Raw genomic sequence first — 312 nt, 5'->3', positions numbered from 1 at the left:
TCGAGTGCAGTACCATCGGCGCAGGTGGCCTTAGCTTCCGGGTTCGGAATGGGACCGGGCGTTTCCCCACCGCTATAGCCGCCGTAACTCTATGAAACTGTCACGCCCGTGACAGGAAGGAATCGAGGGACTTCCCCTCACACACCCCTTTCTGTTCCGGCCGAAGCCAGAACAGGGGTTCGGGGACCAGGTCCCCGCTCCTTCCCAACACACGAGCAGTGTGTTGTTTCAGATACCGCACAGTGGACGCGTAGCAGCTTTGTTGGTAAGTCCTCGGCCTATTAGTACCAGTCACCTCCATGCGTTACCGCA

At 58.7% G+C, this 312-nt stretch carries 1 rRNA gene; it reads right to left on the bottom strand.

The features are described from left to right. Positions 1-86, bottom strand: a 5S ribosomal RNA gene (gene rrf, locus IG65_RS0134175); the annotation flags it as partial. Positions 87-312: the final 226 nt, after the last annotated feature.

The organism is Nocardia sp. NRRL WC-3656 (genome assembly GCF_000720265.1).
Taxonomy (GTDB): Bacteria; Actinomycetota; Actinomycetes; order Mycobacteriales; family Mycobacteriaceae; genus Nocardia; species Nocardia nova.
The sequence above is the reverse complement of the archived record's forward strand: the minus strand, read 5'-3'. Positions and strand labels throughout refer to the sequence as shown.